Annotated in this window: 7 protein-coding genes; 5 read left to right on the top strand and 2 right to left on the bottom strand. The window is 69.4% G+C overall.

What is annotated here, in order from left to right; translation table 11 throughout:
* Positions 1 to 66 precede the first annotated feature (66 nt).
* From K4G64_RS35720 to K4G64_RS35730, 3 genes are all read left to right on the top strand, one after another.
* On the top strand, positions 67 to 1,725 hold the full coding sequence (locus K4G64_RS35720; protein WP_260461437.1) for an IucA/IucC family siderophore biosynthesis protein: 1,659 nt from the start codon (positions 67 to 69) through the stop codon (positions 1,723 to 1,725).
* Between the two features lie 131 nt (positions 1,726 to 1,856).
* A complete protein-coding gene (locus tag K4G64_RS35725; protein ID WP_221760056.1) occupies positions 1,857 to 2,534 on the top strand; it encodes a GNAT family N-acetyltransferase in 678 nt (225 codons plus the stop codon).
* 353 nt (positions 2,535 to 2,887) lie between these two features.
* Positions 2,888 to 4,879 (top strand): ATP-dependent DNA helicase, encoded by a 1,992-nt coding sequence (locus K4G64_RS35730; protein WP_221760052.1) that lies wholly within the window; start codon positions 2,888 to 2,890, stop codon positions 4,877 to 4,879.
* Between the two features lie 168 nt (positions 4,880 to 5,047).
* On the opposite strand, the gene lexA is transcribed toward K4G64_RS35730, so the two are convergent.
* Complete coding sequence (gene lexA, locus K4G64_RS35735) at positions 5,048 to 5,827, bottom strand: transcriptional repressor LexA (protein ID WP_221760053.1); 780 nt, start codon at positions 5,825 to 5,827, stop codon at positions 5,048 to 5,050.
* Positions 5,828 to 6,451: 624 nt separating this feature from the next.
* On the opposite strand from lexA, the gene nrdR reads away from it, so the two are divergent.
* Together nrdR and K4G64_RS35745 are read left to right on the top strand one after the other, a co-directional pair.
* Positions 6,452 to 7,012 (top strand): transcriptional regulator NrdR, encoded by a 561-nt coding sequence (gene nrdR, locus K4G64_RS35740; protein ID WP_097221313.1) that lies wholly within the window; start codon positions 6,452 to 6,454, stop codon positions 7,010 to 7,012.
* 164 nt (positions 7,013 to 7,176) lie between these two features.
* Positions 7,177 to 10,068, top strand: coding sequence for a vitamin B12-dependent ribonucleotide reductase (locus K4G64_RS35745; protein ID WP_221760054.1), 2,892 nt, complete (start codon positions 7,177 to 7,179; stop codon positions 10,066 to 10,068).
* Positions 10,069 to 10,151: 83 nt separating this feature from the next.
* On the opposite strand, the gene K4G64_RS35750 is transcribed toward K4G64_RS35745, so the two are convergent.
* The gene (locus K4G64_RS35750; protein WP_221760055.1) at positions 10,152 to 10,685 is read right to left on the bottom strand and encodes a TerD family protein; all 534 of its coding nucleotides are present in this window, start codon (positions 10,683 to 10,685) and stop codon (positions 10,152 to 10,154) included.
* Positions 10,686 to 10,988: the final 303 nt, after the last annotated feature.

The raw sequence follows: 10,988 nt of genomic DNA on the forward strand, positions 1-10,988 counted from the left end.
GAACACCCCGAAGGGAGACCGTACGGCTGCCGCGTGATCGCGGCGGCCCGGGAGCCCGGGTGAACCATGGTGCCCTTCGTCACGGCCGGTGGCGAAGGGCACCGCGCGTTCCGTGATCAGGTTCCCGACGCCGTGACGATCGCCGCCCTGTTCACGAGGGAGACGCCCTCAGCCGGCTCCGGTATCGGATCCGCTCACGACTCCCTTCCCATGGGCGCCCCCAGCCCCACCACCGCCGGCTTCAGCGACGGTGCCGGTCTCGTCGCGGGCGTGGCCGACTCCCTCCGTCGAGTCGCCGGTTTCGTCACCGCCCGCCGGGAAGCCGCGGCCGAATCCGAGGACCTCTTCCTGTCCGCGGAACAGGCACTTGTCCTCGGACACCCCCTGCACCCGAGCCCGAAGAGCCGCGAAGGCCTGTCCGACGCCGAAGCGCTGCTCTACTCACCCGAGTTGCACGGCTCCTTCCCGCTGCACTGGATGGCTGTCGCTCCCTCCGTTCTCGCCACCGATTCCTCCTGGACCGAACGCGGGCGCCCCGTCGCCGCGCCCCGGATCACCGCCCGCCTCGCCGGGACCGCACCGGCGCTGCCGGACGGGTTCGCCCTCCTGCCCATGCACCCCTGGCAGGCACACGAGATCCGTCACCGTGAGGAGACCGCTGCCCTCCTGGACGCCGGCCTGCTCCGTGACCTCGGCACCCACGGCCCTCCCTGGCACCCCACCTCCTCCGTACGAACCGTCTACCGAACCCACGCCCCCGCGATGCTCAAGCTCTCGCTCGGCCTGCGCATCACCAACTCCCGCCGCGAGAACCTCCGCAAGGAACTCCACCGCGGTGTCGAGGTCCACCGCCTGCTCCGCAGCGGCCTCGCCCAGGAGTGGCGGTCCGTCCACCCGGGCTTCGACATCGTCCGGGACCCGGCCTGGCTCGCTGTCGACACTCCGGACGAAGTCCCCGTGCCCGGACTGGACGTGGTGATCCGCCACAACCCGTTCAGCCCGTCCGACGACGTCTCCTGCGTGGCGGGCTTCCTCTCGCCGCGCCCGTGCTCCCCGACCCCGCTGGAGGGTGCCCCGGGGCGCACGGAGAAGCACGGCCCGGCCCTGTGGTCCCGGCTGGCCGAGGTCGTCACCCGCCTCGCCCGCCGTACCGGCCGGCCCCGCGGAGCTGTCGCCGCCGAGTGGTTCCTGCGCTACCTCGCGCACGTGGTGCGTCCCGTCCTCTGGCTGGACGGCGAGGCCGGCATCGCCCTGGAGACGCACCAGCAGAACACCCTGCTCCTGCTGGACCCCGACGGCTGGCCCACGGGCGGTCGTTACCGCGACAACCAGGGCTACTACTTCCGGGAGTCCCGGCGCGCGGAGCTCGAGGCCCGGCTGCCCGGCATCGGAGAACGGAGCGACACGTTCGTCCGGGACGAGGTCACCGACGAGCGGCTCGCGTACTACCTGGCGGTCAACAACGTGCTCGGCCTCATCGGCGCGTTCGGCGCCCAGGGGCTGGCGGACGAGCGGCTGTTGCTCGCCGCCTTCCGCCGCTTCTTGGGAGACGTCGCCTCCGGCCCGGCCCCGCTGCGCACCTCGCTGCCGGCCCGATTGCTCGACTCACCCGTCCTGCGCTGCAAAGCCAACCTGCTGACCCGGCTGCACGGCCTCGACGAACTCGTCGGCCCGGTCGACACCCAGTCCGTCTACGTCACCATCGCCAACCCCCTGCACTCCTGAGCGCGTTGATCGTCTCCGACCCCTGCTGACCTGCCTCCTTCCTCCCTGAGGACATGCCCACCCCTTCATGAGAGGAGCGTTCGGTGCCTTCCGCCGATCCGATCGCCGAAGCCGGTACCGCCGTCCCGGTCATGGCTGACGTGGCCCGCGGTGTCGGCCCCCGATCCGACTCTCCGGACCCCGCCAGAGTCTCCTGCGAGGGCTCGGCACCACGCCCTTCCTCCGTCCCCTGTCGTGACGACCTCCTTCACTACGTCGCCGAATGGGGCCCGGTCGACACACCCGCAGGCGGGTTCCACCTCGTCCCAGCCCGCCTCGAATGCGACCTTCCGCTCATCTGCCGCTGGATGAACGACCCCGCCGCCGCGGAATTCTGGGAGCTGGCCGGACCGCCGGAGGTGACGCGGGACCACCTGAGGGCCCAGCTCGCCGGCGACGGGCGCAGCGTGCCGTGCATCGGTGTTTTGGACGGAACCCAGATGAGCTACTGGGAGATCTACCGGGCCGATCTGGACCCACTGGCCCGTCACTACCCGGCCCGGCCTCATGACACGGGGCTCCACCTTCTTGTCGGTGGAGTCGCGCATCGTGGGCGCGGCCTCGGGGGTCTGCTGCTCCGGGCCGTGGCCGATCTCGTTCTCGATCGGCGCCCTTCTTGCACACGTGTCATCGCTGAACCCGACATTCGCAACACCCCCTCCGTAGCCGCATTCCTGACCGCCGGCTTCCGGTTCTCCGCCGAGGTCGACCTGCCCGCCAAGCGGGCCGCCCTCATGGTCCGAGACCGGTCCCTCCGGCATCTGCTGTAGCGCTGTGTCACCACACCATCACTCATTGAACGCATCCCGTCCCGCCGCAGTTCCCGCCTTCCGCACGAATTTTCGGAGCAGTTCCGCCACGCCCTCGTTCACGCGGTTCCGCCACGTCATCAATCGCGGAGCTCCGCCACGTACCCGTTCGCGCAGCTCCGCCACGTCCCCGCTCGCGCAGCTTCACCGCGTTCCCGTTCGCGTGGCTCCGCCACGCCCTCATCCACGTAGCCGATCGGCCCGCCCACAGCCCACTCCCACCACCTCACCGAGGAGCCCACGGCCTTGATCCCCTCCCCCGTCCCCGCCTTGATCGCCCGTTTGTCAGTGCAGGGTCGTAGGGTGGTCGCGCTATGACGAAGCCCTCACTCCCCGAACTCCTGCATGCTGCCGTCACTGCCGTCGGCGGTACGGAGCGCCCCGGTCAGGTGGCCATGGCCGAAGCCGTCGAGGAAGCGATCGACGACGGCTCCCACCTGCTGGTCCAGGCCGGCACCGGTACCGGCAAGTCGCTGGGCTACCTGGTGCCCGCGCTCGCGCACGGGGAGCGAGTGGTCGTCGCGACCGCTACCCTGGCCCTGCAGCGCCAGCTGGTGGAGCGCGACCTGCCGAGAACGGTCGACTCGCTGCACCCCCTGCTGCGCCGCCGCCCGGAATTCGCGATGCTCAAGGGCCGGTCGAACTACCTGTGCATGCATCGACTGCACGAGGGAGTCCCGCAGGACGAGGAAGAGGGCCTCTTCGACCAGTTCGAGGCCGCCGCGCCCACCAGCAAGCTGGGCCAGGACCTGCTCCGGGTGCGCGACTGGGCCGACGAGACCGAGACCGGCGACCGTGACGACCTCACGCCCGGCATCTCGGACCGGGCGTGGGCCCAGGTGTCGGTGTCGTCGAGGGAGTGCCTGGGCGCCTCGAAGTGCGCGTACGGCGCCGAGTGCTTCGCCGAGATGGCTCGCGAGCGGGCCAAGCTCGCCGAGGTCGTCGTCACCAACCACGCGCTGCTCGCGATCGACGCCATCGAGGGGGCACCGGTCCTCCCGCAGCATGAGGTGCTGATCGTCGACGAGGCGCACGAACTGGTCTCCCGGGTCACCGGAGTCGCCACCGGCGAACTCACCCCCGGCCAGGTCAACCGCGCGGTGCGCCGCGCCGCGAAACTCGTCAACGAGAAGGCCGCGGACCAGCTCCAGACCGCGGCCGAGGGATTCGAACGGCTGATGGAGCTGGCGCTGCCAGGCCGTCTGGAGGAGATTCCCGAGGACCTCGGCTACGCCCTCATGGCGCTGCGCGACGCGTGCCGCACGGTCATCTCGGCGATCGGCGCGACCCGCGACAAGTCCGTCCAGGACGAGGACGCCGTCCGCAAGCAGGCCCTGGCCTCCGTGGAGAACGTGCACGACGTGGCGGAGCGCATCACGAACGGTTCCGAGTGGGACGTGGTCTGGTACGAGCGCCACGACCGCTTCGGTGCCTCCCTGCGCGTGGCCCCCATGTCCGTCTCCGGTCTGCTGCGGGAGAAGCTCTTCGCGGACCGTTCCGTGGTCCTCACCTCCGCGACGCTGAAGCTGGGCGGCGATTTCAACGGCGTGGGTGCCTCCCTGGGTCTGTCCCCCGAGGGCACCGAGGGCGACGACGTCCCGCAGTGGAAGGGCATCGACGTCGGCTCGCCCTTCGACTACCGCAAGCAGGGCATCCTCTACGTCGCCAAGCACCTGGCGCGTCCCGCGCGGGACGGCGACCGTGCGGACATGCTCGACGAGCTCACGGAGCTGATCCAGTCGGCGGGCGGCCGCACCCTCGGCCTGTTCTCCTCGATGCGGGGGGCCCAGCTGGCCGCCGAAGAGCTCCGGTCCCGGATCCCTGAATACCCGATCCTCCTCCAGGGCGAGGAGACGCTGGGAGAGCTCATCAAGAACTTCGCGGCCGACCCGAAGACCTGCCTCTTCGGCACGCTGTCGCTCTGGCAGGGCGTGGACGTCCCCGGACCCAGCTGCCAGCTGGTCGTCATGGACAAGATCCCGTTCCCGCGTCCGGACGACCCCCTCATGAGCGCTCGGCAGAAGGCCGTCGAGGACGCCGGCGGCAACGGCTTCATGGCGGTCGCCGCCACCCACGCCGCGCTGCTCATGGCTCAGGGCGCCGGCCGGCTCGTACGCGCGTCGGGGGACCGGGGTGTGGTCGCGGTCCTCGACCCGCGTCTGGCGACGGCTCGGTACGGCAGCTATCTCAAGGCGTCACTGCCCGACTTCTGGTTCACGACGGACCGTAACCAGGTGCGGAAGTCGCTGGCGGCGATCGACGCGTCTGCCCAGCAGAGGGCAGCCGGGCAGACGGACGACGCATGAGCCGCGGGGGTGGCGTGGCTGAGCCACCGGCCACCCTCCGGCCCTCACCGCACGAATTCGCAGCCGCCATCTGCCCCACGACAGCGCAGGGCCCCGGAACCGGCGCAGAGGTCCCGGGGCCCGGTCAGAGGGCGGACCGATGAGGCCCAGCCGACGGGGTGCGCGCTGTCAGACGCGCCGCAGAACGGCGACCACCTTGCCGAGGATGGTTGCGTCGTCACCGGGGATGGGCTCGTAGGCCGCGTTGTGCGGCAGGAGCCAGACATGGCCGTCCTCGCGCTTGAAGCGCTTGACGGTGGCTTCGCCGTCGAGCATCGCGGCCACGATGTCCCCGTTCTCGGCGACCGGCTGGCGGCGCACCGTGACCCAGTCGCCGTCGCAGATCGCGGCCTCGATCATCGAGTCACCGACGACCTTCAGGACGAACAGCTCACCGTCGCCGACGAGCTGACGGGGGAGGGGAAAGACGTCCTCGACGGACTCCTCGGCGAGAATCGGGCCACCGGCGGCGATGCGGCCGACCAGCGGCACGTAGGACGCGGCCGGCTTGCCCGCGGTGTCCGTGGGCTGCACCGTGGCGGCCTGGTCGGAGCCCCGCACTTCGTACGCGCGCGGGCGATGCGGGTCGCGGCGCAGGAAGCCCTTGCGTTCCAGGGCCATCAGCTGATGTGCCACGGAGGAGGTGCTGGAGAGGCCGACGGCCTGACCGATCTCCCGCATGGACGGCGGGTAGCCCCGTCGCTGCACGGAGTCCCTGATGACCTCGATCACGCGGCGCTGGCGATCGGTGAGTCCCGAGCTGTCCGCCCGGATGCCGGGAGGTCGGCCCGGCAGGGAGCGCTTGTGCCCCTCAGGGTTCGTGGCTTCGTTCATCGCATGCACCGGCTCCAGTCGGCCCTGGGAGCGGTCCTGGGCAGCGATGGCGGCACTGTCTGCGGTGGTGGTCACGTCGGCCCCTCTCGATGGTCTCCCTGCTGGACAACGGTAGTTGCTTTCGAAAGGTTGCGCCAAACACACGTTCGAGTGAAAAATCGCGAATCACCGGACGCGATCATGTGTCCGGGTGTATTGGCGGCCGCGCCACCTATCGGGCAAAAGGGCCCATTGCTGTACTCTTCACCGCCGGGGTGATCGCCTCGTGGACTGGTGCCCCAGTCTGCCATCCGGCATTCCCCCGACCTGGGACCAGCCCTCATCTGTGCGGGAGTCCCACGTCCCCTCCTCGCGGCGCCCACGGTATCTCCGCATGTGCCGCGGCGATACGGCTGTGCAGGAACGGATGCGGCCGTGTCCCCGTGTTGAGCCGTTCGTCGGGGTACTCCACCGGCGCGCGGGGCCGGTGGGGGGCGGCCCGTCTCCACGCCACCTGCGCCTACGCGCGCGACACGCGGGAGTGGGCGTCGATGTATGAGCCAATCCCCACATCTAGTGGTTGGATTGCATCAGCAGCCCAGAAGTTGTGGTCCCCCGGGTCTCGAGGCTCATGGTCATCGCCTATGCTTGGGGCTGCTTCGTGGGGCGCAAGAGGCCCGGCGAGGCTATTGAGTCTGCTGTGAGGAGGGTTGGGAGTTCATGCACTGCCCCTTCTGCAGGCACCCCGACAGTCGTGTCGTCGACAGTCGCACGACCGACGACGGCACATCGATCCGCAGGCGCCGCCAGTGCCCTGACTGCTCCCGTCGTTTCACGACCGTGGAGACGTGCTCGCTCATGGTGGTGAAGCGGTCCGGAGTCACCGAGCCCTTCAGTCGTACGAAGGTCATCAATGGAGTGCGCAAGGCGTGCCAGGGGCGGCCCGTCACCGAGGACGCGCTCGCCCAGCTCGGCCAGCGGGTCGAGGAGGCGGTGCGGGCCACCGGAAGCGCCGAGCTGACCACCCACGACGTGGGGCTGGCCATACTCGGCCCGTTGCAGGAACTCGACCTCGTCGCCTATCTGCGATTCGCCTCCGTCTATCGGGCGTTCGACTCGCTCGACGACTTCGAGGCGGCCATCGAGGAACTCAGGGCGCAGACGGGACACCCCGGCGCGGACGACGAAGACCGCGAGGACACGGCCGCGGGGGGCCAGGAAGACGACCGCGGGTCCGGAGGGGCGGAACAGGTCCCCCAGCCCGCCGGCGCCGCCGACTGACCGGCGGGCCAGACCCGGAAGGCAGCTCCGGGACCGGCCGGGCGGCGGCGATGTGAAGACCTGTTGCGGGCGACGTGAGTGGGTGCCCGCAGCACCAGACAGAACAACGTGCCACGGGAACAACGGGGCACTTCAGGGCGTTTTCGCCCGTACAGGGAGGCGGCATGACAGAGACGGCGAGCGGTCCGGCACGGAGTTCCCGCGCCAAGAGCGCCAAGGCGAGCAAGGGCCTGCGTGTCGAGCGCATCCACACCACCCCTGGGGTCCACCCCTATGACGAGGTGGCCTGGGAGCGCCGTGACGTCGTCATGACCAACTGGCGCGACGGCTCGGTCAACTTCGAGCAGCGCGGCGTCGAGTTCCCCGACTTCTGGTCGGTGAACGCGGTCAACATCGTCACCAGCAAGTACTTCCGCGGTGCCGTCGGCACCCCGCAGCGCGAGGTGAGCCTGAAGCAGCTCATCGACCGCATCGTGAAGACGTACCGGAAGGCCGGCGAGGACTACAAGTACTTCGCCTCGCCCGCGGACGCCGAGATCTTCGAGCACGAGCTGGCCTACGCCCTCCTGCACCAGATCTTCAGCTTCAACAGCCCCGTGTGGTTCAACGTGGGCACCCCGCAGCCCCAGCAGGTGTCCGCCTGCTTCATCCTGTCCGTCGACGACTCCATGGAGTCGATCCTCGACTGGTACAAGGAAGAGGGCATGATCTTCAAGGGCGGCTCCGGCGCCGGCCTGAACCTCTCCAGGATCCGCTCCTCCAAGGAACTGCTCTCCTCCGGCGGCAACGCCTCCGGCCCGGTCTCCTTCATGCGCGGTGCCGACGCCTCCGCAGGAACGATCAAGTCCGGTGGCGCCACCCGCCGCGCCGCCAAGATGGTCGTCCTCGATGTGGACCACCCGGACATCGAGGACTTCATCGAGACCAAGGTCAAGGAAGAAGAGAAGATCCGCGTCCTGCGCGACGCCGGCTACGACATGGACCTGGGCGGCGACGACATCACGTCCGTCCAGTACCAGAACGCCAACAACTCGGTCCGGGTGAACGACGAGTTCATGCAGGCCGTCGAGCAGGGCGGCAAGTTCGGCCTGCGCGGGCGGATGACGGGCGAGGTGATCGAGGAGGTCGACGCCAAGGCGCTCTTCCGCCGGATCGCCGAGGCTGCCTGGGCCTGCGCCGACCCCGGCATCCAGTACGACGGCGTCATCAACAACTGGCACACCTGCCCCGAGTCCGGCCGGATCACCGCGTCGAACCCGTGCAGCGAGTACATGCACCTGGACAACACGTCCTGCAACCTGGCCTCGCTGAACCTGATGAAGTTCCTCAAGGACGACGGCAAGGGCAACCAGTCCTTCGAGGCCGAGCGCTTCCAGAAGGTCGTCGAGCTGGTCATCACCGCGATGGACATCTCGATCTGCTTCGCGGACTTCCCGACCCAGAAGATCGGCGAGAACACGCGCGCGTTCCGCCAGCTCGGCATCGGCTACGCCAACCTCGGCGCCCTGCTGATGGCCACCGGTCACGCCTACGACTCCGAGGGCGGCCGCGCCCTCGCCGGCGCCATCACCTCCCTGATGACGGGCACGGCGTACCGGCGCTCCGCCGAACTCGCCTCGGTCGTCGGCCCGTACGACGGCTACGCCCGCAACGCCGACGCCCACAAGCGCGTCATGAAGCAGCACTCGGACGCCAACGACAAGGCCGTCCGCATGGACGACCTGGACACCCCGGTGTGGGCCGCCGCCAGCGAGGCCTGGGGAGATGTGCTGCGCATCGGTGAGAAGAACGGTTTCCGTAACTCCCAGGCCTCCGTGCTCGCCCCGACCGGCACCATCGGCCTGGCGATGTCCTGCGACACCACCGGTGTCGAGCCCGACCTCGCGCTGGTCAAGTTCAAGAAGCTGGTCGGCGGCGGCTCGATGCAGATCGTCAACGGCACCGTCCCGCAGGCCCTGCGCCGCCTGGGCTACCTGGAAGAGCAGATCGAGGCGATCGTCGCCCACATCGCCGACAACGGCAATGTGATCGACGCCCCCGGTCTCAAGCCCGAGCACTACGAGGTGTTCGACTGCGCCATGGGCGAGCGGGCCATCTCCCCGATGGGCCACGTCCGCATGATGGCCGCGATCCAGCCGTGGATCTCCGGCGCCATCTCCAAGACGGTCAACATGCCGGAGTCGGCGACCGTCGAGGAGGTCGAGGAGATCTACTTCGAGGCCTGGAAGCTGGGCGTCAAGGCGCTCGCGATCTACCGCGACAACTGCAAGGTCGGCCAGCCCCTCTCCGCCAAGACCAAGGAGAAGGAGAAGGCGGAGATCACCGAGAAGACCGAGGAGACCATCCGCACCGCGGTCGAGAAGGTCGTCGAGTACCGCCCGGTCCGCAAGCGCCTGCCGAAGGGACGTCCCGGCATCACCACGTCCTTCACCGTCGGCGGTGCCGAGGGCTACATGACCGCCAACTCCTACCCGGACGACGGTCTCGGTGAGGTCTTCCTCAAGATGTCCAAGCAGGGCTCGACCCTCGCGGGCATGATGGACGCCTTCTCCATCGCGGTCTCCGTCGGTCTCCAGTACGGCGTGCCGCTGGAGACGTACGTCTCGAAGTTCACCAACATGCGCTTCGAGCCGGCCGGTATGACGGACGACCCGGACGTGCGGATGGCGCAGTCGATCGTCGACTACATCTTCCGCCGCCTGGCGCTGGACTTCCTGCCCTTCGAGACGCGCTCCGCGCTCGGCATCCACTCCGCCGAGGAGCGTCAGCGTCACCTCGAGACCGGGTCGTACGAGCCGTCCGACGACGAGGTCGACGTGGAGGGGCTGGCCCAGTCGGCACCGCGCGCCCAGGAGCTGAAGGCCGTTGCCGCTCCGAAGGCCGAGGAGGCGGTGAAGCCCGCTCCGCAGCAGGCCCACACCAGCGCCGAACTGGTGGAGATGCAATTGGGCATCCAGGCCGACGCACCGCTGTGCTTCTCCTGCGGTACGAAGATGCAGCGCGCCGGTTCCTGCTACATCTGCGAGGGCTGCGGCTCGACCAGCGGCTGCAGCTGACGCCGAACGCCTGAGCCGATGACGGAGGGGCACCGCCTGCGGGCGGTGCCCCTCTCGTCGTACGTGCCTCGTCCGCGACCGGGTCAGGGCCGGTGTGCCGCGCCCATCGTCCTGGTGAAGTCCACGGGATCGCCCTCGAAACCACGGAGCCCGGAGCGGAACTCCCACGGGCCGGAGCCGTCCCGGACGAACTCCGCGACCGTCGCCGCCGTCGCTCCCAGGACGTCGCCGAAGTCACCCTCCGCCAGGACGGTGTACCCCTCACGGATACGCAGTCCGGGGTTGCGCACGCTGACGAAGGTGCGCTCCGCCGGGCGCTGCTGGATGACGACACCCACCACCACACGCGCGTAGCGGACGTCGAGTCGGTCGAGCTCCAGCGTCATGACTTCGTCGTAGCCGAAGCCCTGACCGTCCTTGCTGTCCCGGTTGAGCGTGATGGTGCCGTCGGGGGAGCGGCTGTCGAAGTGCACGACGTACGCGGCGTCCCCGTGCGGGGCGCCCGCCGGATAGGTCGCCGCTACCAGGTCCAGATCGGTGGACGGCTGCCCCGCCGGGCTGGGATCCCACCGCACCGCGATCTCGACCTTGCGAAGTCCCTTGTTGAGCCCGTCCACCAGAGTCCCCTTCCCCGTACGACCTGTCCGTCGGCCCCAACTGCCGGGCGCACGTGACTGTTTGTCCATCCTGCCACGCGAGGGGGCGCGGGCGTGGGGGAGCGGTCCAGCCGAGAGTGACCGACGCCACGCTTCCTGGCCTTACCATGGCGCGGTGCTGGTCAAGTGGATTCGCTGCACCGTGGTGGACCGCCGCGGTTTCGAGCGGGGGCAGCGGAAGTGGGCCGCCGCCAGCGAGGCCTGGGGAGATGTGCTGCGCATCGGTGAGAAGAACGGTTTCCGTAACTCCCAGGCCTCCGTGCT

It is taken from the genome of Streptomyces sp. WAC04114 (assembly GCF_019733245.1).
Taxonomy (GTDB): Bacteria; Actinomycetota; Actinomycetes; order Streptomycetales; family Streptomycetaceae; genus Streptomyces; species Streptomyces massasporeus_A.